We start from the raw sequence: 23,576 nt of genomic DNA on the forward strand, positions 1-23,576 counted from the left end.
GGCTAGCCATCACTTGCCATCTTGATGGCAAGGCCCTTGTCAACATATATTCTGTCAAGCGGAGTTTCAAATGGCCGAACCACAGCTCTCAGTCCGTAGCGCAAAGGCGCGAGACCTTGCTCATCGGCTTGCGCGTCGCGAGAATCGTTCCATAGCCGACGTGGTCGAACGCGCGCTTGAATCCTACGAGATTCGGGAAGCGGGGCGCGAACCCGCGTCCACCTTCTATGCCCGCCTAGCGGCAAGCAGCGGCGCCGACATTGATCTGGAGAAAATTATCCGCGAAGGCCGCGAGGTTCATACGGGGCCCGAGCTTTGATCTTCGTCGATACCAACGTGATGTCGGAGACTCTTAAGAAGGTACCGAACGCGGCCGTTCTGGCTTGGCTTGTCCGAAACGATGCCGAACTGGCCCTTCCCACAGTGGCGATTGGTGAAATCGCTTTCGGCATCCAAAAGATACGGCCTGATGAGCGCGCTGACCGCCTCGAGCAAGGACTTTCCCAGTGGTGCCATCGCTTTGCCGATCGCATTTTCGGACTCACGGTGGAGGCTGCCCTGGCCTATGGCGAGATCATGGGAACTGCGAGGCGCCAAGGCCGGGGGATGTCGGCTCCTGACGGCATGATTGCAGCGATCGCCCGCGTTAACGGTGGCCGGCTGGCAACACGCAATCTGAGCGACTTTGGCTCCGCTGGCCTTGACTTGATCTCCCCATGGGATTTCTGAGCTGCTCTTGAACCATCGCCTCAAGTCGGCGGCGTGCCGTTCTCGTCCAGCACCGCGCCGGCGAAATAGAGCGAGCCGCCGATGAGGATGCGCGGCGCCGGGCCGTCCCAGCTGTCGCGCAGCAGCATCAGCGCGTTGGCGACGGAGCTGACCGGCTCGGCCGACAGGCCGGCCTCGGTGGCGCGCAGCGCTAGCTCGTCATTCGGCACGCCGGCATCGCTCTTGCTGACCGGCACCGTGTAGACATGGCGGGCGAGCCCCTTGAAGGCACTGAAATAGCCGCTCTGGTCCTTGGTGTTGATCATGCCGGAGATGAGGATCAGCGGACGCGGATTCTTCTCCTCCTGCTCGGCCAGCGCTTCGGCGATGACGACGCCGGCGCCCGGATTGTGACCGCCGTCGAGCCAGATCTCGGCGCCCTTGGGCGCGAGGTCCACCAGCCGGCCCTGCGTCAGCTTCTGCATGCGGGCCGGCCAGGCTGCATCGACCATCGCCCGTTCGGCGGCGCGGTGGCCGATCTCGAACCCGGCCGCCTTGACCGCGGCGATCGCCGCGGCGGCATTGGCGAACTGATGCCGTCCGGGCAGGCGAGGCAGCGGCAGGTCCATCAGGCCGTCCTCGTCCTGATAGACCATGCGCCCGTTCTCCTCGAAGGCCAGGAAATCCTGGCCGTAGACGACGGTCGGGCAGTCGAGCCGCTCGGCGGTCTCGATCAGCACCTCGAGCGCCGTCTCGCTTTCCTGCGCGCCGATCACCACCGGGCAGCCGCGCTTCATGATGCCGGCCTTTTCGGCCGCGATCAGCTCGACGCGGTCGCCAAGATAGGCTTCGTGATCCAGCGACACCGGCATGATCACCGAGACCGCAGGCCGCTCCACGACATTGGTGGCGTCGAAACGCCCGCCGAGCCCGACCTCGATGATCGCGGCTTCGGCCGGATGCTCGGAAAACAAGATGAAGGTGACGGCGGTCAGGATCTCGAAGACGGTGATCTTCTGGCCCTGATTGGCCTTGGCGACGCGCGCGATGGCCTCGGCAAAGACGTCGTCGTCGACCAGCTTGCCGCCGCCCTCGGCCGCCAGCCGGTAGCGCTCGTGCCAGTTCACCAGATGCGGCGAGGTATGCACATGGACGAGGTGACCCGCGGCTTCCAGTAGCGCCCGCGCGAAGGCGGCGCAGGAACCCTTGCCGTTGGTGCCGGCGATATGGATGACCGGCGGCAGCCGGTCCTGCGGATTGCCGAGACGCTCAAGCAGGCGGGTGATGCGGTCCAGCGAAAGGTCGAAGCCTTTCGGATGAAGCGTCATCAGATGTTCGATTTCGCGGTCGGCGGCGAGCGTTGTCATAGCGGAATCCTAAGCGCAGCATGGCTGCCGCGCAATCGCGGTTCGCGGCGAACGGTGTCGCGTCAGGCCTGCGGCCGTGCCTCGTTGACGACGGCCGGCGGCAGGATCTCTGGCTCGACCGGCTTTTCAGCTTCCGGCATCTTGAGCAGCATCTTCAGCAGCCGCCCGATGGTCTGGCGCATCTCCAGACGCGAGACCACCATGTCGACCATGCCGTGCTCCATCAGGTATTCGGCACGCTGGAAGCCGTCAGGCAGTTTTTCGCGGATCGTCTGCTCGATGACACGCGGGCCGGCAAAGCCGATCAGCGCGCCGGGCTCGGCGATGTGGACGTCACCCAGCATGGCATAGGAGGCGGTGACGCCGCCCGTCGTCGGATTTGTGAGCACGACGATATAGGGCAGGCCGGCTTCCTTCAGCCGGTCGACGCCGACCGTGGTGCGCGGCAGCTGCATCAGCGAGAGGATGCCTTCCTGCATGCGCGCGCCGCCCGAGGCCGCGAACAGGATCAGCGGCCGCCTGCGCTGCAGCGCGACCTCGAAGGCATGAACGATGGCTTCGCCGGCGGCCATGCCGAGCGAGCCGCCCATGAAAGCGAAATCCTGCACGGTGACGATAACCGGCAGGCTGTCGATGCTGCCGGCGGCATTGAGGATCGCATCCTCGAGGCTGGTCTTGGCCTTCGCCTCTTTCAGGCGGTCGGTGTAGCGCTTCTCGTCACGGAACTTCAGCGGGTCCTGGACGACCTTGGGATTGTCCAGCGTCTCGTATTTGCCGTCGTCGAAGAAGTATTTCAGCCGCTCCTTGGCCGAGATCTTCATGTGGTGGCCGGAAGCCGGGATGACGAACTGGTTGGATTCGAGGTCCTTGTGGAAGATCATCTCGCCGGTCTCGGGATCCTTGATCCAGAGATTTTCCGGCATGTCGGTGCGCCGGCCGAGCATTGAATTGATCTTCGGGCGAACGTAATTGGTGATCCAGTTCATCGCTTCGGCTCCCGTCCTGACAAGGAGGAGGTAGGAAAACTATTCGGCGGCAGCAAGGCGGGCCGAGCGGACGCCCTGGGCGAGGCCGCTGACCAGGGTGGCGACCGCCTCGGCCGGATCTGCGGTTTTCTCGCCCTTCGGCCCAAGCACATTGGCGACCGCGTTGACGATCGCGGTGCCGACGACGACGCCGTCGGCCGAGGCGCCGATCACCCGGGCCTGCTCGGCGGTCTTGACGCCGAAACCGACGCAGACCGGCAGAGCGGTGTGGCCCTTGATGCGCTTGACCGCCGTGGCGACCTTGGCCGTGTCGGCAAGGGCTGAGCCGGTGATGCCGGTCATCGAGACGTAGTAGACGAAGCCGGAGGTGTTCTCCAAAACCTTGGGCAGGCGCTTGTCGTCGGTGGTCGGCGTCGCCAGCCGGATGAAGTTGACGCCGGCCTTCAGCGCCGGAATGCAGAGCTCCTCGTCCATTTCCGGCGGCAGGTCGACGACGATCAGGCCGTCGATGCCGCTTGCCTTGGCGTCAGTGAGGAAGCGGTCGACGCCGTAGATATAGATCGGGTTGTAGTAGCCCATCAAAACGATCGGCGTCTCATTGTCGCCGGCGCGGAATTCCGACGCCATCCTGAGCGTCTTGACCAGAGTCTGGCCGCCTTTGAGCGCCCTGAGGCCCGCCGCCTGGATGGCGGGGCCGTCGGCCATCGGATCGGAGAACGGCATGCCAAGCTCGATGACGTCGCTGCCAGCCCCCGGAAGCGCCTTCATGATCGACAGCGAGGTGTCGTAGTCCGGGTCGCCGCCCATGAAATAGGTGACCAAAGCCGGGCGGCCTTCGGCCTTCAGTTTCGCCATGCGGCGGTCGATGCGGGTGGTCATTGTCAGATCTCCATGCCCAGCATCGAGGCCACCGTGTGCACGTCCTTGTCGCCGCGACCGGACAGGTTGACGATGACGATCTGGTCCTTGTCCATGGTCGGCACGATCTTCATCGCATGCGCAATGGCGTGCGCCGATTCCAGCGCCGGGATGATGCCTTCGACGCGGGTCGTCAGCTGGAAGGCTTCCAGCGCCTCGTTGTCGAGGATCGGCTCGTATTGGACGCGGCCCGAATCGCGCAGCCACGAATGCTCGGGCCCGACGCCCGGATAATCGAGGCCGGCCGAGATCGAATGGCCATCGAGGATCTGGCCGTCGTCATTTTGCAGGAGATAGGTGCGGTTGCCGTGCAGCACACCGGGCTTGCCGGCATTCATCGAGGCGCAGTGCTCGACGCCGTCAAGGCCACGCCCGCCCGCCTCGATGCCGATGATGCGGACATCCTTGTCGTCGAGGAAGGGATGGAACAGGCCGATGGCGTTGGAGCCGCCGCCGACGCAGGCGATGATGACGTCGGGCAGCCGGCCTTCCTGCTCGAGCACCTGGGCGCGGGCTTCCGAGCCGATCACCGACTGGAAGTCGCGCACCAGCTCCGGGTAGGGGTGCGGACCGGCAGCGGTGCCGATCAGGTAATAGGTGTCCTCGACATTGGTCACCCAGTCGCGCAGGGCTTCGTTCATGGCGTCCTTCAGCGTGCCGTGGCCGGCGGTGACCGGCCGCACCTCGGCGCCGAGCAGCTTCATGCGGAAGACATTGGGGCTTTGGCGGGCGACGTCGGTGGCGCCCATGTAGACGACGCAAGGATAGCCGAAGCGCGCCGCAACGGTTGCCGAGGCAACGCCGTGCTGCCCGGCGCCGGTCTCCGCGATGATGCGCTTCTTGCCCATGCGCTTGGCGAGCAGGATCTGGCCGAGGCAATTGTTGATCTTGTGCGAGCCGGTGTGGTTGAGGTCCTCGCGCTTGAAGTAGACCTTGGCGCCGCCCCCGAGGCCCTTCGCCGAGGAAACTTCACGAAGATGTTTCGTAAGGCCCTCGGCGAAATAGAGTTTTGAGGGCCGCCCGGCATAGTGGGTCGACAGGTTCTGCAGCTCGGCCTTGAACTCCGGATCGTTCTTGGCCTTGTTCCACTGTTCTTCGAGGTCGAGGATCAGCGGCATCAGCGTCTCGGCGACGAAGCGGCCGCCGAAAATGCCGAACATGCCCTGCTCGTCGGGCCCGGTGCGGAAGGAATTGGGCATAGCCGGCTTGTTCATCGCCGATCTCCTAAGTCTTGACTGGTGAGCCTGCCGGGAGGCCGGCTTTCGCCTTTCCGCGGCATGCCCAGGTTGGGTTCGTCAGGCGGCGCGGTCGTCGCGCGCGGCCCTGACGGCCCGGAAAAACTGCTCGATCAGCGCCGGATCCTTGACGCCCGGAGCGCTCTCCACGCCCGACGAAATGTCTATTCCGGGCGGATTGGCCAGTCTCAGGGCATCGCCGACATTGGCGGCGTTGAGCCCTCCGGAAAGCATGTAATCGAGGCCGGCGTCAAGGCCGGCAAGGATGCGCCAGTCGAAGGCGACGCCGTTGCCGCCCGGCAATTGCGACCCCTTGGGCGGCTTGGCGTCGAACATCAGACGGTCGGCGATGCCGACATAGGGTTTCAGCCGGTCGAGATCCGCCGCTTCGCTGACCGACAGCACCTTCATCACCGGCAGGCCGTAGCGCGCCTTCAGCTCCGCCACCCGTTCCGGCGTTTCGGCGCCGTGGAGCTGCAGCATGTCGGGGCGCATCCTGGCGACGATCTCGTCGAGGAAGGCATCGTCGGCATCGACGGTGACGGCGACCGCCTTGGCCTTACCGCGCGCAGCTTCGCGCAGACGGCCAGCGTCGACGGGTTCGACATAGCGAGGGCTCTTGGCGAAAAAAATGAAGCCGACATGGCTAGCGCCGCCGGCAAGGGCAGCGGCCATCGCGGCATCGGTCTTCAATCCGCAGATCTTGATGTCGAGCGTCATGGCGCGGGATTGGCACGAAACGGCCAAAGAGTCGAGAAAAAGCACGCTGTTGCCGGACGATCAGAAAGCGCTAACTTGAATCTAAGGCAATGCAGGCGGGAGCAGACAAATGGCCGACCAGACCGTCGCCGAACTCAAACAGAAGATCGCGCAGGCGCGCGAGGTGATCGCGCATCTGATGGACAAGGCCGCCTTCAACGGCGCCGAGGCGCACCGGGCGCTGGAGTATTTCGGCAGCGATGCCTTCGACAGGAATTTTTTGCCCTGGCCGCATCATGGCGACGAGGGACTGAAGCCGGAGGAGCTCAACGCGGCGAATGATGATTGAGGGGCCGGCGCTTCTGCACGCGGCGAAGGCCGGCGGGACAGCGCCCCCCTCTGGCCTGCCGACCATCTCCCCCACTTGGGGGAGATCGGACGTCACCGCGGCTTTCGCCAATCGCCAGCGTCGCAGGGTCTAGCGGGGCGCCGAAGCTGCCAATCTACCCCCTTGTGGGGGAGATGTCCGGCAGGACAGAGGGGGGCGCGAAGGATCACGACCTAACGGTCTGATCTACTGCCACTTACTCCTACTCAAACACAATCGCCTGCAGCGCGCCGCCGTTGCGCTTCAGCCAGTCCTTGCAGCGGTCGGTGTCGGGGCAGAGCTTTTCGCACAGCTTCCAGAATTTCGGGCCGTGGTTCATCTCTTTCAGATGCGCGACCTCATGCGCCACCAGGTAATTGATGACCGGCGGCGGCGCCATCATGATGCGCCACGAGAAGGAGAGATTGCCCTCCGAGGTGCATGACCCCCAGCGGCTGGAGGTATCCTTATACCGGATTGCCTTGGCGCGCTTGCCGATCGCCTCGGTGTGCTTGACCACCAGCTTCTCGATCTCGCGCTTGGCCTCGCGCTTAAGATAATCGGCAATACGGCGCGGCAGGTGCACGCGCTCACCATGGACGATCAGCAGCGGGCCGCGATCGTCGCGCGCGACGGTGACGGTGCCGCGCTTTGCCGGCTCATGGACGATGCGATGCGGCACGCCGCGGATCGGGACCTTGATGCCCGGCCGCACCTGCGGGCGCATCGGCACCTTGGCCAGGCGCTGCTCCAGCCAGTCCTGGTGGCGGTCGAGGAATTTCTCGACTTCGCCGCGGCGCAGGCCGGGTGGCACGGTGATGCGCAGGCCCTGACCACCGGAATCGATGCGCAGCGTGAGCCGTCGGGCCCTGGCGCTCTCGACGATCTTGAGCGGCAGCGTGCGGCCGGCGACGCAATGCTCGCGCTCCACGACGGGCTTGGGCTTGGGCTTGGTCAGGTTGCGAAAGAAGCCGAGGGACATTGCTGGACGATACGCGATTCGAGGAAAACGGCCAGTGGAGTGAAGCTACATGGAGAACAAAAAAGAAACGGCGCCGCTCGCGCGACGCCGTTTTATCGTACCAAAGCCTGTCGCCTGGCCTCAGTCGTCGAGCAGGTTCGTGCCCTTGCCGCGCTTAGGACCGGTCTTTCCGGTCGTGTCGTTCGTGGTGGTCGGCGCGGTCGGCTTGTTGCGCTGGGCCATGAAGCGGTCGAACTCTTCCTGGTCCTTGGCGCGGCGCAGCTCGCGGGCATATTCGTCGAACTCGCTCAGCATCTCGTCGAGCTTGCGGCGCTCCTCGGCGAGGCGCTCGAGCTCCTTCTCGCGCCAGTCGTCGAAAGCGACGTTGCCGGTGCGGGACGAGCCGTGGCCCCAGCGGGCGGCCTTGTCGGAACCGTGGCGGCAGCCGGCGAAGATGCCGTCCGTGGCGCGGTTGACGTCGCGCTTGAAGCCATCGAGCCGGTCGCCCCAGATGATGTAGGCGAGCATGGCGAGGCCGAGCGGCCAGAACACCATGAAGCCGATCACCATCAGCGCGATGGTCGCCGGCGTCCAGGCCGGACGGATCAATGCGGTTGTGTTCATTTCTCCCAATCCTTCCGTTGGAGACAGCCAAACCGGCTGCGTGGAATCGAAATGGGAAGGCGAAATCGGCGATTCAAGGCAAGTCCGGCCAAAACCGGCGAAGAGCCTGAAATGATTATCGCTTTTTGAGTTTTTCGAGGAAAAGCACGACCATTCCGGCGACCAGCCCCCAAAACGCCGCGCCGACGCCGAACAAAGTGAGCCCCGAGGCCGTCACCGCGAAGGTGACGGTGGCCGGCATGCGCTCGCTTGCGTCATGGAGCGCGATCGACAGCGCGTTGGCCAAAGGCGCCATCAGTGCCAGGCCGGCGACCAGCACGATCAGGCTCTGCGGCAGGACGGCGAAGATCGCCACCAGCGAGGCGCCGAAGATGGCGAAGACCAGGTAGGCGAGTGAATAGAACGGCCCGGTCTTCCAGCGTTCGGCGGGGTCGGGATGGACATCCGGGCCGGTGCAGATCGCCGCCGAGATTGCCGCCAGATTGGTGGTCGAGGCGCCGAACGGCGCCGAGAGCAGCGAAAACAGGCCGGTGACGCCGATCAGCGGAGCGGGTTCCGGATGGTAGCCGGCGGCTTTCAGCACGGCGAGGCCGGACAGGTTCTGCGAGGCCATGGTGACGAGGTAGAGCGGCAGGGCCAGGCCGACGATCGCCGAAATGGTAAACTGCGGCGCGACCAGCGTCAGCATCGACAGTTCCGGCGCCGGCAGGCCGCCGACGCGGCCGGTGAGGAAGGCGGCAAGGCCGCCGCCGATCAGCACCACCAGCACTGACAAAGCCGGGTTGAACAGCCGGATGGCGAAGAACGCGGCGATCAGCGGCAGGATCAGCCAGGGATCGGCGGGAATGGCCTTCACCGCATTGATGGCGAAGCTGACCAGGATGCCGGCCAGCATGCCGGAGGCCACCGAGGCCGGTATCTGCGCGATCAGCCGGGTCAGCGGCTTGAACAGGCCGGTGGCGATCAACAGCATGCCGGTGACGATGAAGGCGCCGACGGCTTCCGGCATCGTGAAGCCGCTGGAGGCGGCAATCAGCGCCAGGCCCGGCGTCGACCAGGCGGTGATGACCGGCATTTTGGTGCGCCAGGACAGCCACAGGCATTCGAGGGCCATCGCCACGCATATCGCCGTTACCCAGCTCGCGGTCTCGATCTGCGTCGCGCCGACCGCCTTGGCGGCGGCAATGACGATGGCCAAAGTGCCGCCGAAGCCGACGATTGCCGCGACGAAGGCGGATATCGGAATGGAGATGCGCATGCTCACGCGACCCGCCGGACCATGTCGCCGACGGCACGCTTGAGCAGGTCGAGGTCCTCCGGGCGCGACAGGCGATGGTCACCGTCGGGGATCAGCGACAGCGTGACGTCGTCGGCCGGCAAAAGCGCCGCAAGCTTCAGCGCATGGCCGGACGGAACGTCCGGGTCGGCCAGACCCTGCAGGATATGCACCGGGCAATGGGTGTCGATCGGCCCGGTCATCACCCGGTTCGCCCGGCCGTCCTCGATCAGCGCGCGCGTATAGATATAGGGCTCATCCGAATAATCGGACGGTTCCTCGAAAAATCCCTTTTTCGAAAGGTCGCGCTTTTGTGTCTTGGTCAGCACCGGCTCGATCAATTCGGCGGTAAAATCCGGCGCCGGCGCCAAAAGGACCAGGCCTGCGACTCTGGTGTCGCCGGCCTTGCGCAATTCCTGCACCATGCGCAGCGCGATCCAGGCGCCCATCGAGGAGCCGACCAGGATCTGCTTGCCTTTGCTGAAGCCGCGGAAGACGGCAAGGCTTTCGGCCAGCCATTTCGAGATCGTGCCGTCGGCAAACGCGCCGCCCGACTCGCCATGGCCGGAATAGTCGTGGCGCAGACAGGCGCGGCCTTCGCTGGCCGTCCAGGCCGACAGCGCCTCGGCCTTGGTGCCCAGCATGTCGGACTTGTAGCCGCCCAGCCAGACGATGCCCGGCGCTGAGCCCGGCGCCTGCCTGACGGCGATACTTGCTCTGTCCACATCGATGAAAACTGGTGCGCTGGCGTTCATGACGTTGTCCTTCCCGGCCGGGTCTTTTGGCACAACCGATGGTTCGCGGAAAAGTGCTCGCGACGTTTCTTTGCTTGGTGCAGGCGATAGCAAGCTTTGAGGTGATTTCCTGGCGAGGCTGTGCTATTGACTCCGGCCGCGCGCTCACCACATAGGCGCGTCCAAGCAATTGAACTCAAAACCCTGAACGAAACGGCCGAGGAGACCACGACCATTCGCAGACCTTTCAAAGCAGCGGCGCCCACCAAGGACGGCCCGCGCTCCAACCGAGACATCCGGGTTCCCCGGGTCCAACTCATCGACGCAGACGGCCACAATCGTGGCGATGTTTCCATCAATGACGCGCTGCTGCTGGCCGAAGAGGCCGGGCTCGATCTCGTCGAGATATCGCCCAATGCGCAGCCGCCCGTCGTAAAAATCCTCGATCTCGGCAAGCTGAAATACGCCAACCAGAAGAAGGCGGCCGAAGCGCGAAAGAACCAGAAGGTCATCGAGATCAAGGAGATCAAGATGCGCCCGAACATCGACAGCCATGACTACGAGACCAAGATGAAGGCCGTGCGGCGCTTCTTCGAGGAAGGCGACAAGGTCAAGCTGACGCTGCGCTTCCGCGGCCGCGAGATGGCGCACATGGAGCTCGGCATGCAGCTTCTGAACAAGGTCCGCGAGGAAGTGGCGCCTATCGCCAAGGTCGAGGCCGAGCCGAAGCTCGAAGGCCGCCAGATGATGATGGTGCTGGCGCCCCGCTGACAGGGCGCCTTCCTTTCCCTCCAGGAGCCATCCGTCGCGACCGCCGCAATCCGTCGCACCGATCACGGTTTCGAGAAAGAGAATTGACCGGCCGGCGCTGCTTCGTGCTCCAAAATCCGCCTGAATTGCGGAGCACGGCGTCCCGACGATCGGCGGGCGCCTACCCGATCGCCGGCAAACCCTCGACGATCGGACTGCAATCATGGTCGATGACGTGAAATTCGCGAATGACAACCCGCCCGCCGGGTTGGGCGGCTACCAGCAGATGCGCAGGCTGGTGCTGGCGGTGCTGATCGTGGTGCTGTTCGCGGCATTGCTGTTCGGCCAGTCGAGCTTTCCGCCGGATACTCCGATCCACGAGTCGATCGAGATGTTCGGCGTACTGCTGATCTTTCTCGGCATCGTCGGGCGCCTGTGGGCGACGCTCTATATCGGCGGACGCAAATCCTCCGAAGTGGTCACCGGCGGACCCTATTCGATCACCCGCAATCCGCTTTATGTCTTTTCGACCATAGCCGCAGCCGGCGTCGGCGCGCAGATCGGCTCGTTCAGTGGGATCATCCTGTTCGCGCTTCTTTGCGCGGGCGCCTTCCACATCGTCATCCTGCGCGAGGAGCGATATCTCAAGGAAGTCCTCGGTGCGCCCTACCAGGCCTATCTGGCTAGGGTGCCGCGCTTCTTCCCCAAGCTCTCGCTCTACGACGAGGGCGACACCGGCAGCTTCAAGCCGCGCCTGCTGTTGAACACGCTGCTCGACGGGCTTGTGTTCCTGGTGGCGCTGCCTGCCTTCGAGCTGATCGACGGCGCCCAGCAGTCGGGAATGCTGCCGGTGTGGTTCCGGTTGCCCTGATTTGGGGACAGAGCGTCGCATCGGTTGAGGTGTTGCGCGCGGACGCCGTTTGATCTATAGGACCGCCGTTCCGCGTATCGGCTATAGGCACGATACGCCGAACAAAAAAGGAAAACCGCCCGGCAGGGCATGCCGTGGCGGTTTCATTTGCTTTTCGGGCTTTGGTCGGCCCGAAGCGAACAATGGCCCGATTGTGGGCCCCCATGAAAGGAAGCAAAATGCCCAAGATGAAGACCAAATCGGCCGCCAAGAAGCGGTTCAAGATTACTGCCACCGGCAAGGTGCTGTCGGCCGCCGCCGGCAAGCGTCATGGCATGATCAAGCGTTCCAACAAGTTCATTCGCGATGCCCGCGGCACGATGGTTCTGGCTGAACCGGACGGCAAGAAGGTCATCAAGAATTTTCTGCCGAACGGCCTCTAAACCCCTCGGCTGGATAGCGTTTTAAGGAGATCATGACATGGCACGCGTAAAGAGAGGCGTCACCGCCCACGCCAAGCACAAGAAGGTCCTGAAAGCCGCCAAGGGTTTCTACGGCCGCCGCAAGAACACCATCCGCATCGCCAAGCAGGCGGTGGAGAAGTCGCTGCAATACGCCTATCGCGACCGCAAGAACCGCAAGCGCTCGTTCCGCGCGCTGTGGATCCAGCGCATCAACGCGGCGGTGCACGAGCACGGCCTGACCTATGGCCGCTTCATCGACGGCCTCAACAAGGCCGGCATCGAGATCGACCGCAAGGTCCTTTCGGACATGGCCATCCATGAGCCGCAGGCTTTCGCAGCGCTGGTCGCCAAGGCCAAGGTCGCGCTCGAATATCTGAAGAACACCACGCCGAATGCTTTTGAGAGCGCTGTAGCCTAACCAGCGCCTTCCCAAGCTTTTCGACACTTGATTTGGGAAACCCGCGCTGGCAGGGCTGGCGCGGGTTTTTTCGTTTCTGATGCAGCCAAAATGGTAACACACCGCACGGTGCTGGTTACCCCATCGAGAGAGTTTCGCCGTGAACGCCACCGCTGGAAATCTTGAAACCCTTGAAACCTCGCTGCTTGCGGAGATCGCGGCCGCGGCCGACGAGCAGGCGATCGAGGCGGTGCGCGTCTCGGCGCTGGGCAAGAAGGGCTCGGTCTCCGAAATGCTGAAGACGCTGGGCGCGATGAGCGCCGAGGAGCGACAGGTGAAGGGCCCGGCGATCAACGGGCTCAAGAACCGGGTCACCGATGCGCTGACAGCGCGCAAGGCGGAACTGAAGGACGTGGCGATCGCGGCACGGCTCGCGGCCGAAAAGGTCGATGTGACGCTGCCGGTGCGGCAGTCGCCGGCCGAGCGCGGCCGCATCCATCCGATCAGTCAGGTGATCGACGAGATCGCGGCGATCTTCGGCGACCTCGGCTTCTCGATCGCCGAAGGTCCGGACATCGAAACCGACTATTACAATTTCACGGCGCTGAACTTCCCGGAGGGACATCCGGCGCGCGAGATGCACGACACCTTCTTTTTCCAGCCGGACGAGAAGGGCGAGCGCAAGCTTTTGCGCACGCACACCTCGCCCGTGCAGATCCGCACCATGGAGCGGCAGAAGCCGCCGATCCGCATCGTCATCCCCGGCAAGACCTACCGGCAGGATTCGGACGCCACGCACTCGCCGATGTTCCATCAGGTCGAGGGGCTGGTGATCGACAAGACCGCCAACATCGCCAACATGAAGTGGGTGCTGGAGGAGTTCTGCAAGGCCTTCTTCGAGGTGCCGAGCGTGAAGATGCGCTTCCGGCCGTCCTTCTTCCCGTTCACCGAGCCCAGCCTCGAGGTCGATATCCAGTGCGACCGCTCGCGGCCAGGCGAAGTGCGCTTCGGCGAAGGCACCGACTGGATGGAGATCCTGGGCTGCGGCATGGTGCATCCCAACGTGCTGCGTCATGGCGGGCTCGATCCCGACGAATATCAGGGCTTTGCCTGGGGCATGGGCATCGACCGCATCGCCATGCTGAAATACGGCATGCCGGACCTGCGCGCCTTCTTCGACGCCGACGTGCGCTGGCTGTCGCATTACGGTTTCAGGCCGCTCGACCTGCCGACGCTGTTCGGGGGGCTCTCCACATGACGGCTCCGCATACCGGCGGCTGCCGCTGCGGCGCGGTGCGGTTCGAGGCGTCCGCCGAGCCGCACCATATCAGCTATTGCCATTGCGGCGATTGCCGGCGCGCCAGCGGCGCGCCGGTGTCGGCCTTCGTCGGCTTCACGGCCGACCAGATCGCGCTCGAGGGCAAGGCGCTGAAGACATTCGAGAACGGCCCGGTGACGCGCTCGTTCTGCGGCGTCTGCGGCTCGCCGATCGCCTATGTCGACGAGCGGCTGGCCGGCCAGATCTATTTCATGCTCGGCGCCATGGACATGCCGGCCTATTTCAGGCCGACACTGCATGCCCATGTGCGCGAGCAGCTTCCCTTCCTGCATATGCCGGACGACTTGCCGAGGCATCTGAGGACCAGCGTGCCAAGACCATCATCGTCTAACCCGGACGGAACCCAGTCATGAAATTCACCCTCTCCTGGCTCAAGGATCATCTCGAGACCGACGCCCCGCTTGCCGAGATCGTCGAGCGGCTGACCGCGATCGGCCTCGAAGTCGAACATGTCGACGACAAGGCTGGGCTAAAACCCTTCGTCATCGCCAGGGTGCTGACCGCCGTGCAGCATCCCGACGCCGATCGCCTGCGCGTGCTCACCGTCGACACCGGCGACGGCAAGCCGCCGGCGCAGGTGGTGTGCGGCGCGCCGAACGCCCGCGCCGGCCTGATCGGCGCTTTTGCTGCGCCCGGCACCTATATTCCCGGCATCGACGTGACGCTCTCTGTCGGCAAGATCCGCGGCGTCGAAAGCCACGGCATGATGTGCTCCGAGCGCGAGCTCGAACTTTCCGACGAGCACAGCGGCATCATCGATCTGCCCGAGGATGCGCCGGTCGGCGCCAGCTTCGCGGCCTACGCGCATCTCGACGATCCGGTGATCGAGATCAATTTGACGCCGAACCGGCCCGATGCGACCAGCGTCTACGGCATCGCGCGCGACCTCGCGGCAAGCGGGCTCGGCCGGCTCACCGGCGGCGCGATCATGCCGCATGCCGGCAACGGGATGTGCCCGGTCAAGGTCAAGATCGAGGCGCCGGAACTCTGCCCCGGCTTCGCGCTGACGCTGGTGAGGGGCGTGAAGAACGGCCCCTCGCCGAAATGGCTGCAGCAGAGGCTGATCGCCATCGGGCTTCGGCCGATCAGCGCGCTGGTCGACATCACCAACTACGTCACCTTCGACCGTGGCCGGCCGCTGCATGTCTTCGACGCCAACAAGGTCGCCGGCAACCTCACCGTGCGCCGCGCCAGGGTCGGCGAGAAGGTGCTGGCGCTTGACGGGCGCGAATACACGCTGACGCCGGAAATGTGCGTAATCGCCGACGAGGACGGCGTCGAATCGATCGCCGGCATCATGGGCGGCGAGCATTCGGGCTGCGACGAGAACACCACCGACGTGCTGATCGAATCGGCGCTCTGGGACCCGATCACGACGGCCCGCACCGGCCGCACGCTCGGTATCATCAGCGATGCGCGCTACCGCTTCGAGCGCGGCGTCGATCCCGAATTCATGGTGCCGGGCGTCGAGCTCGCGACCAAGCTGGTGCTCGATTTCTGCGGCGGCACGCCGACGGAAATCGAGGTGGCGGGCTATGCCGGCCACAAGCCGAAGATCATCTTCTTCCCACTCTCGGAGGTGAAGCGGCTGACCGGTATCGAGGTGCCAAGAGAGGAAGCGCTCGCTATCCTGGCTCGCCTCGGATTCGAGCTGGACAGCTCATGCGATGTCGTCGAGGTGAAAGTGCCGTCCTGGCGGCCGGATGTCGACGGCAAGGCCGATCTCGTCGAGGAAGTGATGCGCATCCACGGCGTCGACAATATCGCGCCGCAGCCGCTGACCTCGCACGATGCGGTCAACGGCAAGATCCTGACCGTGCTGCAGATCCGCACCCGCGCGGCGAAGCGCGCTCTTGCCGTGCGCGGCATGATGGAGGCCGTCACCTGGTCGTTCATTCCGGCAAAGCACGCCGAGCTCTTCGGCGGCGGCCAGAACGGGCTGAAGCTCGCCAACCCGATCGCCGCCGACATGTCCGACATGCGGCCCTCGCTGCTGCCGGGGCTGATCGTTGCCGCGCAGCGCAATGCCGATCGAGGCATCGGCGATGTCGCGCTGTTCGAGGTTTCCGGCACCTATGAGGGCGACGCTGCCGACCAGCAGCGGCGCGTCGCCGCCGGCGTGCGCCGCGGCACGACCAAGCTCGACGGCTCGGGCCGCAGCTGGTCCGGCAATGCTGGTCCGGTCGGCGTGTTCGACGCCAAGGCCGATGCGATCGCAGCACTTGAGGCCTGCGGCGCGCCGGTCGACCGGCTGCAGATCGAGCCCGGCGGTCCGGCCTGGTACCATCCCGGACGCTCCGGCACGATCAAGCTCGGACCGAAGACGGTGCTCGGCACCTTCGGCGAGTTCCATCCGAAGACGCTTGAAGCGCTCGACGTTGCCGGACCGATCTGCGGCTTCGAGGTCTATGTCGATGCCGTGCCGGAGCCGAAGGCCAAGCCGACGCGCACCAAGCCGAGGCTGGAGCTTTCGCCCTTCCAGGCGGTGAAGCGCGATTTCGCCTTCGTCGTCGACAGGACGGTCGAGGCCGGCATGCTTGTGCGCGCAGCTTTAGCCGCCGACAAGAAGCTGGTCACCGGCGTGTCGGTGTTCGACGTCTTCGAAGGCGCTGCGCTCGGCGCGGCCAAGAAGTCGATAGCCATCGAAGTCTCGATCCAGCCGCTCGAAAAGACGCTGACCGACGAGGATTTCGAGGCGCTCGCAAAACGCATCGTCGAGAACGTCAACAAGCAGACGGGCGGTGTGCTCAGGACATAGAGCGGCTCAACGCCGCTCTTATGCATCTGTCTTACGCACGGAAAACCGCGACGCGCTTTTCCTGGAATTGCTCTGGCGGATTGCGGAGCGATGGCGAATCGCCGTCCAAAGGGCGATGGACCATCTCCGCTATTCCGGCCTTCCCTTCGAAGAGCAGCGCGCGGCCTTCCTCGCCATCGTCGCGGCCGACCCGCTGCTGGCAGAGACGTTGGCAAGGGTACGCGCGTTAGCCTTGCCGGACTGGCTGATGGTGTCCGGCGCGCTCTACAACAGCGTCTGGAACCATCTGACCGGCAAGCCGCCGGGCTACGGCATCAAGGATGTCGACCTGTTCTATTTCGACGACGCCGACCTTTCCTACGAGGCCGAGGATGGCGTGATCCGCCGGGCGGCTGAGCATTTCCGCGGCCTGCCGTTGCCGGTCGAAGTGCGCAACCAGGCGCGGGTGCATCTGTGGTATCCGGCCAAGTTCGGGCAGGAGTGTCCGCGCTATGCGAGCGCGAGTGAGTCGATCAGTTACTTTGCTTCGAAGACGCATGCTGTGGGGGTGCGCTACGGTTGGGATGGGGCGCTGGAGTTGGTGGCGCCGTTCGGGCTCGATGACCTTTTTTCATTCCGGATTACGCCAAACCGGGTGCTGGACAATCAGCGGACGCATGAGGCGAAGGGCAGACGGGCGAGGGAGAACTGGCCGGAGATTAGCGTGGTGCCTTGGTAGGCAGTTTCAGGGGTACAGCGGAGGTAAAGAGCCTTATGTCGGCAGGACAGAGGGGGGCGTGTCCCGCCAGCGTCTCACAGCAATCGGATGCTGGAACGTCACCCATTCACCAGCGCCAGCAGCTCCTCCGTATAGCGCTTGCCGACCACCTTGTCGGGTGACAGCGCCTCACCAATTGCGGCAACCTCGGTGGCGCTCAGCTCGATCCCGGTCGCCGCCGTGTTCTGCTCCAGGTGGCGGATCTTGCGCGCGCCGGGGATCGGCACGATGAAATCGCCCTGGTGCAGCACCCAGGCGAGCGCCATCTGCGCCGGCGTCACGCCCTTTTCCGCCGCCAGCTTTTCCAGCACCGCGATGACCGCGTTGTTGGCTTCCATGGCTTCGGCCTGGAAGCGCGGCAGGCCGAGCCGCCAGTCGCCTGCGCCAAGCACGTCGGGCTTGGCGATCGTGCCGGTCAACAGGCCGCGGCCGAGCGGGCTGTAGGGCACGAAACCGATGCCGAGTTCGCGGCAGACGGCAAAAACCTCGTCCTCGGGGTCGCGGCTCCACAGCGAATATTCGCTCTGCACGGCGGCGATCGGATGCACGGCATGCGCCCGGCGCAGCGTCGCGCCGCTTACCTCCGAGAGGCCGAGCGCCCGCACCTTGCCCTCGCGCACCAGTTCGGCCATGGCGCCGACCGTGTCCTCGATCGGCACGTTGGGATCGACGCGGTGCTGGTAGTAGAGGTCGATCACATCGGTATCGAGCCGCTTGAGCGAGGCTTCGGCCACCGCCTTGACATGCTCGGGGCGGCTGTCGACGCCGATCATGCGCTCGGTGCCTGAGCCTTCCTCGGCGATCTTGAAGCCGAATTTGGTGGCGATCGTCACCTTGTCGCGGACAGGCTTCAGCGCCTTGCCGAGCAGGATCTCGTTCTCATAGGGACCGTAGACCTCGGCCGTGTCGAAGAAGGTGACGCCGATCTCGACGGCGCGGCGCAGCGTGGCGATAGCTTCGGCCTCCGGCTGACCGCCATAGCCGAAGCTCATGCCCATGCAGCCGAGGCCGACCGGGAAGACTTCGAGTTCAGTTCCAAGTTTGCGGGTTTGCATCACGCGTCTCCTTGTTGCGATGAGGGAGGGATAGCGTCTCGCAATACGTTCGATAATTCTGTCTCTTTTGCACGGCATGCTCTATAAAATAGAACAATGAACCGAACGAACCTCTCGCAACTAGCCGTGCTCGCCACCGTCGCCCAATGCGCCAGCTTTCGAGGCGCCGCGCGCGAGCTCGGCATCGCGCCGTCGGCGGTCAGCCATGCCGTGTCGAGCCTCGAGGCCCGGCTTGGCGTGCGGCTCCTGGCGCGCAGCACGCGCAGCGTCGCCCCGACCGAGGAAGGCGCGCAGCTCTTGGAACGGCTGCGGCCGGCATTGTCCGAGATCGACCTGGCGCTGGAGACGGCGGTGGAGGCGCGCGACCGGCCGGCCGGCAATCTCAGGCTCAGCGTGCCGCGCACCGCAGCGCATCTGGTGCTGACGCCACGGCTCGGCGCCTTCACCGCTGCCTATCCCGACATCGTGCTGGAGATCGTCATCGAGGACCGCTTCACCGACGTGGTCGAAGGTGGGTTCGACGCCGGTGTCAGGCTTGGCGAAAGCCTGCAGCGCGACATGATCGCGGTGCGGATCGGGCCCAACCTTCGCGGCGCCGTCGTCGCCGCGCCGGCCTATTTCGAAACGAACCCCAAGCCGCGCCATCCGCGCCATCTGGCCGATCACCGCTGCATCCGCTTCCGCTTCTCCAGCGGCATCCTCTATCGCTGGGAATTCGAGAAGGACGGCGAGGAAATCGAGATGGCGGTCGAGGGACCGCTGATCCTCGACGAAGACCATCTGATCGCCCAGGCGGCGGTCGACGGCGCAGGCCTCGCCTTCGTCTTCGAGCCCTATGTGCGGGCGCCGCTCGCCGACGGCCGGCTGATCCGCGTGCTGGAGGACTGGTGCCCGTCCTTCGACGGCTTCTTCGTCTACTATCCGAGCCGCCGCCAGATGCGCCCGGCGCTCAGGGCTTTTGTCGATTTCTTCAGGGTGAGTGGGTAGGCGCCGACCCTCCCTCATGTGGGGAGGGTCGGCTCGAAAGCGGAGATTGCAAGACGGGGCGGGGCCTACGAAGACCCCACCCCGATCCGCTACGCGGATCGACCCTCCCCACAAGGGGGAGAGTAGGGCACACTGCGGAAGAAATCCGGACCCATCAGCGTTCTTCCGCCATGCAGTCATCCATCACCAACACCACCACCCGCTACGGCTGGGCCATGATCGTCCTCCACTGGCTGATCGGCATCATCTTCATCGGCCAGTTCGTGCTCGGCTTCGTCATGATGCGGATCGAAAGCCAGCGAACGTCCTTCGAGCTGATCCAGTTGCACAAATCCTTCGGCTTTCTGCTGCTGGGGCTGATCATCCTGCGCATCGCCTGGCGGCTCGGCAATGCGCCGCCGGCCCTGCCGCCTTCGGTCGGAAAATTAGAGCGAAAGGCGGCGCCGATTGCGCATTTCGCGCTCTACGCCTTCCAGATCGCCCTGCCTTTGTCCGGCTGGGCGCTGGTTTCGGTCTCGACGCTGGAAATCCCGACGATGCCGTTCAACCAGTTCGTCATGCCCGACCTGCCGCTTGCCGAATCCGATGCCGCGGAGAGTTTCTGGACGGCGGCGCACTGGTATCTCGCCTATGCCGGCATCGCGCTGGTCGCGCTGCATATCGCGGCGGCACTTCGCCATCATTTCCTGCTGCGCGACGCTGTGCTGAAGCGCATAATCACGCCTTCGTCAGCCCGGGAATAGGGCAGGCCGCTCGTTCGTTGGTGACGAGAAGACAGCAATGCGCTGGCTCAGGATAGGACAGATTTCCATGCATGCGCGCATCCTCGGATTGGCGGCATTGGCCGCTTGCATTGCCATGCCTGTTTACGCGGCGGTCGCTCTCAGCGACGCCGCCGGCAGCTACACGATCAGCCCGTCGGGCTCCAGCATCCGCTTCACCATCGGCAAGGCCGGCGGCGGCGGTTTCGATGGCGCCTTCGGCCGCTTCAAGGGCACGATCCGCATCGACAATCATGATGTCGGCCGCTCGAAAGTCGATCTCACCATCTATCCGGAAAGCGTCGGCACCGGCCAGGGCCGCATAGATTCCTTCCTGCGCTCCGACGCGGTGTTCGACAGCGCCAACAATCCGGAGATCCAGTTCCGCTCGACCAGCGTGACCCGCACCGGCGACACGACTGCGCTGGTGACCGGGAGGCTGACCGCGCGTGGCAAGACGTTTTCGGAAAAATTCACCGCCGAGCTCGACGGGCTGAAGTCCGGCGCGATCAAGTTCCACGTCACCGGCAAGGTGCTCAGATCCCGCTACGGCATGGATGTCGGCACGCCGCTCTATTCCAATGTGGTCGACTTCGACATGACGCTGATGGGGAGGAGAGGCTGAGCGGCTTTCCTCGCCCCCGCAAAGCGGGGGAGAGGTGGCCCGGCGCAGCCGGGACGGAGCGGGGGACGACGTTCGCGACGGCAGAGCCGTCTGAAAGTTGGCGGTTCTGAAGCAGCTTCGACAGGCTGGTTCTCTACGAAGGCCCCTCTCCGTCCCGGCTGCGCCGGGCCACCTCTCCCCACTTCGTGGGGCGAGGAAAGGAGCGTCTCTTTCATTGGCTTTTCCATCGATTTCGGGCAAACCTCGTCGCCTGTAAAACCGACATGGAGAAGCACAATGTTCCGTTGGGGTGTTCTGTCGACGGCCAAGATTGGCCGCGAGCAGCTTTTGCCGGCAATTGTGGATTCGGAAAACGGCGTGCTGTCGGCCATCGCCAGCCGCGACCTTTCGAAGGCCCGCGCCCTTGCCGACCGCTTCGGTGCGCCACACGCTTTCGGTTCCTATGAGGAGCTGCTTGCCTCCAAGGAGGTCGACGGCGTCTACATTCCGCTGCCCACCTCGCAGCATGTCGAGTGGACGGCGAAGGCGATCGAAGCGGGAAAACATGTGCTGGTCGAAAAACCGCTGGCGCTCGACGCCAAGGACATTCCGCCGCTGATCAAGCTGCGCGATGAGAAGAAGGTGCTCGTCTGCGAGGCCTTCATGGTCACCTACCACCCGCAATGGATCAAGGTGCGCGACCTGATCGCCAGCGGCGCCATCGGCCGGCTGCGCCACGTGCAGGGCGCGTTCTCCTACTACAATGTCGACCCCAAGAACATGCGCAACCAGCTCGATCTCGGCGGCGGCGCGCTGCCGGACATCGGCGTCTATCCGACCGTGTCGACGCGCTTTTCGACCGGCAAGGAGCCGCTGCGCGTGCAGGCGACGATCGAGCGCGACAAGACCTTCGGCACCGACATCTATTCCTCGATCCGCGCCGATTTCGGCGACTTCGAGCTGTCCTTCTACCTCTCGACGCAGATGGCGGCGCGGCAGGTGATGGTCTTCCACGGCGAGAAGGGTTTCATCGAGGTGTTTTCACCGTTCAATGCCGGGCTCTACGACCACCACCGCATCGAACTGCACAACCAGAACCACACCGAGGCGCAGGTGTTCTGCTTCCCCGGCACGCAGCAATACCGGCTGGAGGTCGAGACCTTCGCGCGCGCCGCTCAGGGCGGCAAGGACCGCGTCTTCACGCTGGAGGAATCGGTGCTCAATCAGAAGGTCATCGACGCCATCTTCCGCGCCGGCGAGAAAGAAGGCTGGGAAGCCGTCTGAAATAGTCGCCGAACGGCCGTTTTTGGGGGGAGGGAAATATGGCTGACGCGGATGTGATCATTGTCGGCGCGGGGCTTGCCGGCCTCGTCGCCGCCGCCGAGCTGGCCGAGGCCGGCAAAAAGATCATCATCGTCGACCAGGAGCCGGAACAGTCGCTTGGTGGTCAGGCTTTCTGGTCGTTCGGCGGGCTTTTCCTGGTCGATTCGCCCGAGCAACGGCGCATGCGCATCCGCGATTCGCACGACCTCGCGCTCGCGGACTGGATGGGCACCGCCGCCTTCGATCGCGCCGAAGATTTCTGGCCGCGCCAATGGGCGGAGGCCTATGTCGGCTTCGCCGCCGGAGAAAAACGCTCCTGGCTGATCGAGCGCGGGCTGAAATTCTTCCCCGTTGTCGGCTGGGCCGAGCGCGGTGGCGGCAATGCCAGCGGTCACGGCAATTCGGTGCCGCGCTTCCACATCACCTGGGGCACTGGGCCTAGCGTGCTGGAGCCCTTCGTTCTGCGCGTGCGCGAGGCGCAAAAGCGCGGGCTTGTGCAGTTCAAATTCCGCCACCGGGTCAACGAAATCATACGCAGCGGTAAGACCGTCACCGGCGTGGGCGGTGATGTGCTGGAGCCGAGCAGCGTCGAGCGCGGCCGCAAGAGCTCGCGCGAGGTCGTCGGCGATTTCGAACTTCACGCTCAAGCGGTGATCGTCGCGTCCGGCGGCATCGGCGGCAATCACGAGCTGGTGAGCAGGAACTGGCCGCAGAGGCTTGGCGCGCCGCCGAAGCGCATGATCACCGGCGTGCCGGATCACGTCGACGGCCGCATGCTCGCGATCTCGGAAGCGGCAGGCGGCAGGGTCATCAACCGCGACCGCATGTGGCACTATGTCGAAGGCATAAAAAACTGGGCGCCGATCTGGACGGAGCATGCGATCCGCATCCTGCCCGGGCCCTCCTCGCTCTGGCTCGACGCGCGCGGCAAACGGCTGCCGGTGCCGCTCTATCCCGGCTTCGACACTTTAGCCACGCTCAGCCACATCATGAGCACCGGGTATGACTATTCCTGGTTCATCCTGACGAAAAAAATCATCCAGAAGGAGTTCGCGCTGTCGGGCTCGGAACAGAACCCGGACCTCACGGGAAAAAGCTGGCGGCAGGTGCTGGGTCGCGCCACGTCGGGCATTCCCGGCCCCGTCAAGGCCTTCATGGAGAAGGGCGAGGATTTCATCGTCGAGGCCGACCTTTCGAAGCTGGTGGCGCGCATGAACGCGCTGGCCGGCGGCGAGCCGCTGCTCGAGGTCGCCCAGGTCGAGCGTGAGATCCGCGCCCGCGACATGCAGCTCGACAACCCGTTCTCCAAGGATGCGCAAATCACCGCGCTGCGCGGCGCCCGCGCCTATCTCGGCGACAGGCTGATCCGCACCGCCAGGCCGCACAAGATGCTCGACCCGCAGAACGGCCCGCTGATTGCCGTGCGCCTCAACGTGCTCACCCGCAAGACGCTGGGCGGCCTGGAGACCGATCTCGACAGCCGCGTGCTCGATGCCGATGGCCAGCCGGTGCCGGGGCTTTATGCGGTCGGCGAGGTGGCTGGCTTCGGCGGCGGCGGCGTGCATGGCTACGCGGCGCTGGAAGGCACCTTCCTCGGCGGCTGCATCTTTTCGGGGCGCAGCGCAGGACGGGCGGCGGCCAAGGCGGTCGGCTGAG

The 23,576-nt window shown here is 64.7% G+C and carries 26 protein-coding genes; 16 read left to right on the forward strand and 10 right to left on the reverse strand.

What is annotated here, in order from left to right:
* Window positions 1-70 precede the first annotated feature (70 nt).
* Both AC4FWB_RS19150 and AC4FWB_RS19155 read left to right on the forward strand, forming a co-directional pair.
* On the forward strand, window positions 71-319 hold the full coding sequence (locus AC4FWB_RS19150; RefSeq protein WP_491027827.1) for a type II toxin-antitoxin system VapB family antitoxin: 249 nt from the start codon (window positions 71-73) through the stop codon (window positions 317-319).
* Complete coding sequence (locus AC4FWB_RS19155; RefSeq protein ID WP_059187866.1) at window positions 316-729, forward strand: type II toxin-antitoxin system VapC family toxin; 414 nt, start codon at window positions 316-318, stop codon at window positions 727-729. The genes AC4FWB_RS19150 and AC4FWB_RS19155 overlap by 4 nt, the downstream gene beginning before the upstream one ends.
* 20 nt (window positions 730-749) lie before the next feature.
* Here AC4FWB_RS19155 and AC4FWB_RS19160 read toward each other — a convergent pair whose 3' ends face one another.
* From AC4FWB_RS19160 to AC4FWB_RS19180, 5 genes are all read right to left on the reverse strand, one after another.
* The gene (locus tag AC4FWB_RS19160) at window positions 750-2,075 is read right to left on the reverse strand and encodes a bifunctional folylpolyglutamate synthase/dihydrofolate synthase (protein ID WP_491027828.1); all 1,326 of its coding nucleotides are present in this window, start codon (window positions 2,073-2,075) and stop codon (window positions 750-752) included.
* 62 nt (window positions 2,076-2,137) lie between these two features.
* Window positions 2,138-3,061 carry an acetyl-CoA carboxylase, carboxyltransferase subunit beta gene (gene accD / locus AC4FWB_RS19165; protein ID WP_491027829.1) on the reverse strand — a complete coding sequence of 308 codons (924 nt, stop codon included), beginning with the start codon at window positions 3,059-3,061 and terminating at the stop codon, window positions 2,138-2,140.
* A gap of 39 nt (window positions 3,062-3,100) precedes the next feature.
* Window positions 3,101-3,940, reverse strand: coding sequence for a tryptophan synthase subunit alpha (gene trpA / locus AC4FWB_RS19170; RefSeq protein WP_491027830.1), 840 nt, complete (start codon window positions 3,938-3,940; stop codon window positions 3,101-3,103).
* Between the two features lie 2 nt (window positions 3,941-3,942).
* Window positions 3,943-5,193: a tryptophan synthase subunit beta gene (gene trpB / locus AC4FWB_RS19175; RefSeq protein ID WP_491027831.1), complete on the reverse strand. Its 1,251-nt coding sequence runs from the start codon at window positions 5,191-5,193 to the stop codon at window positions 3,943-3,945.
* 81 nt (window positions 5,194-5,274) lie between these two features.
* Window positions 5,275-5,934: a phosphoribosylanthranilate isomerase gene (locus tag AC4FWB_RS19180; protein ID WP_491027832.1), complete on the reverse strand. Its 660-nt coding sequence runs from the start codon at window positions 5,932-5,934 to the stop codon at window positions 5,275-5,277.
* Between the two features lie 109 nt (window positions 5,935-6,043).
* Here AC4FWB_RS19180 and AC4FWB_RS19185 point away from each other — a divergent pair, with 109 nt between their 5' ends.
* The gene (locus AC4FWB_RS19185; protein ID WP_491027833.1) at window positions 6,044-6,262 is read left to right on the forward strand and encodes a hypothetical protein; all 219 of its coding nucleotides are present in this window, start codon (window positions 6,044-6,046) and stop codon (window positions 6,260-6,262) included.
* A gap of 241 nt (window positions 6,263-6,503) precedes the next feature.
* Here the strand turns inward: AC4FWB_RS19185 and AC4FWB_RS19190 are convergent, their stop codons facing one another.
* The 4 genes from AC4FWB_RS19190 to AC4FWB_RS19205 all read right to left on the reverse strand — a co-directional run bounded on the left by AC4FWB_RS19190 (window position 6,504) and on the right by AC4FWB_RS19205 (window position 9,896).
* Complete coding sequence (locus tag AC4FWB_RS19190) at window positions 6,504-7,262, reverse strand: M48 family metallopeptidase (RefSeq protein ID WP_491027834.1); 759 nt, start codon at window positions 7,260-7,262, stop codon at window positions 6,504-6,506.
* A gap of 120 nt (window positions 7,263-7,382) precedes the next feature.
* Window positions 7,383-7,865 carry a DUF2852 domain-containing protein gene (locus AC4FWB_RS19195; protein WP_491027835.1) on the reverse strand — a complete coding sequence of 161 codons (483 nt, stop codon included), beginning with the start codon at window positions 7,863-7,865 and terminating at the stop codon, window positions 7,383-7,385.
* Window positions 7,866-7,980: 115 nt separating this feature from the next.
* The gene (locus AC4FWB_RS19200; protein WP_491027894.1) at window positions 7,981-9,123 is read right to left on the reverse strand and encodes a benzoate/H(+) symporter BenE family transporter; all 1,143 of its coding nucleotides are present in this window, start codon (window positions 9,121-9,123) and stop codon (window positions 7,981-7,983) included.
* A 2-nt stretch (window positions 9,124-9,125) separates the two neighbouring features.
* Complete coding sequence (locus AC4FWB_RS19205; RefSeq protein WP_491027836.1) at window positions 9,126-9,896, reverse strand: alpha/beta hydrolase; 771 nt, start codon at window positions 9,894-9,896, stop codon at window positions 9,126-9,128.
* Between the two features lie 213 nt (window positions 9,897-10,109).
* Here AC4FWB_RS19205 and infC point away from each other — a divergent pair, with 213 nt between their 5' ends.
* The 8 genes from infC (at window position 10,110) to AC4FWB_RS19245 (ending at window position 17,151) form a co-directional block, all read left to right on the forward strand.
* The gene (gene infC / locus AC4FWB_RS19210) at window positions 10,110-10,646 is read left to right on the forward strand and encodes a translation initiation factor IF-3 (RefSeq protein ID WP_491027895.1); all 537 of its coding nucleotides are present in this window, start codon (window positions 10,110-10,112) and stop codon (window positions 10,644-10,646) included.
* A 202-nt stretch (window positions 10,647-10,848) separates the two neighbouring features.
* Window positions 10,849-11,496 (forward strand): methyltransferase family protein, encoded by a 648-nt coding sequence (locus AC4FWB_RS19215; protein ID WP_491027837.1) that lies wholly within the window; start codon window positions 10,849-10,851, stop codon window positions 11,494-11,496.
* Between the two features lie 218 nt (window positions 11,497-11,714).
* Window positions 11,715-11,918, forward strand: a complete 204-nt coding sequence (rpmI, locus tag AC4FWB_RS19220) for a 50S ribosomal protein L35 (protein ID WP_027166935.1) — start codon at window positions 11,715-11,717, stop codon at window positions 11,916-11,918.
* Between the two features lie 37 nt (window positions 11,919-11,955).
* Window positions 11,956-12,357 (forward strand): 50S ribosomal protein L20, encoded by a 402-nt coding sequence (gene rplT / locus AC4FWB_RS19225; protein WP_040968947.1) that lies wholly within the window; start codon window positions 11,956-11,958, stop codon window positions 12,355-12,357.
* 139 nt (window positions 12,358-12,496) lie between these two features.
* Window positions 12,497-13,594, forward strand: coding sequence for a phenylalanine--tRNA ligase subunit alpha (gene pheS / locus AC4FWB_RS19230; protein WP_491027838.1), 1,098 nt, complete (start codon window positions 12,497-12,499; stop codon window positions 13,592-13,594).
* On the forward strand, window positions 13,591-14,028 hold the full coding sequence (locus tag AC4FWB_RS19235) for a GFA family protein (protein ID WP_491027839.1): 438 nt from the start codon (window positions 13,591-13,593) through the stop codon (window positions 14,026-14,028). Before pheS ends, AC4FWB_RS19235 begins: the two co-directional genes overlap by 4 nt.
* Window positions 14,025-16,433, forward strand: coding sequence for a phenylalanine--tRNA ligase subunit beta (gene pheT, locus AC4FWB_RS19240; protein ID WP_491027840.1), 2,409 nt, complete (start codon window positions 14,025-14,027; stop codon window positions 16,431-16,433). Before AC4FWB_RS19235 ends, pheT begins: the two co-directional genes overlap by 4 nt.
* 115 nt (window positions 16,434-16,548) lie before the next feature.
* Window positions 16,549-17,151 carry a nucleotidyltransferase family protein gene (locus AC4FWB_RS19245; protein WP_491027841.1) on the forward strand — a complete coding sequence of 201 codons (603 nt, stop codon included), beginning with the start codon at window positions 16,549-16,551 and terminating at the stop codon, window positions 17,149-17,151.
* A 98-nt stretch (window positions 17,152-17,249) separates the two neighbouring features.
* Here the strand turns inward: AC4FWB_RS19245 and AC4FWB_RS19250 are convergent, their stop codons facing one another.
* On the reverse strand, window positions 17,250-18,245 hold the full coding sequence (locus tag AC4FWB_RS19250; protein WP_491027842.1) for an aldo/keto reductase: 996 nt from the start codon (window positions 18,243-18,245) through the stop codon (window positions 17,250-17,252).
* Between the two features lie 96 nt (window positions 18,246-18,341).
* Between AC4FWB_RS19250 and AC4FWB_RS19255 the strand changes: the two genes are divergently transcribed.
* From AC4FWB_RS19255 to AC4FWB_RS19275, 5 genes are all read left to right on the forward strand, one after another.
* Complete coding sequence (locus AC4FWB_RS19255; protein ID WP_491027843.1) at window positions 18,342-19,232, forward strand: LysR family transcriptional regulator; 891 nt, start codon at window positions 18,342-18,344, stop codon at window positions 19,230-19,232.
* A 170-nt stretch (window positions 19,233-19,402) separates the two neighbouring features.
* Window positions 19,403-19,975, forward strand: coding sequence for a cytochrome b (locus AC4FWB_RS19260; protein WP_491027844.1), 573 nt, complete (start codon window positions 19,403-19,405; stop codon window positions 19,973-19,975).
* 67 nt (window positions 19,976-20,042) lie between these two features.
* On the forward strand, window positions 20,043-20,618 hold the full coding sequence (locus AC4FWB_RS19265; protein ID WP_491027845.1) for a YceI family protein: 576 nt from the start codon (window positions 20,043-20,045) through the stop codon (window positions 20,616-20,618).
* A 276-nt stretch (window positions 20,619-20,894) separates the two neighbouring features.
* Window positions 20,895-21,881: a Gfo/Idh/MocA family protein gene (locus AC4FWB_RS19270; RefSeq protein WP_491027846.1), complete on the forward strand. Its 987-nt coding sequence runs from the start codon at window positions 20,895-20,897 to the stop codon at window positions 21,879-21,881.
* Window positions 21,882-21,919: 38 nt separating this feature from the next.
* The gene (locus tag AC4FWB_RS19275) at window positions 21,920-23,575 is read left to right on the forward strand and encodes an FAD-binding dehydrogenase (protein ID WP_491027847.1); all 1,656 of its coding nucleotides are present in this window, start codon (window positions 21,920-21,922) and stop codon (window positions 23,573-23,575) included.
* The last annotated feature ends 1 nt before the right edge of the window (window position 23,576 follow it).

This window comes from Mesorhizobium sp. LEGMi-168a (assembly GCF_058312955.1).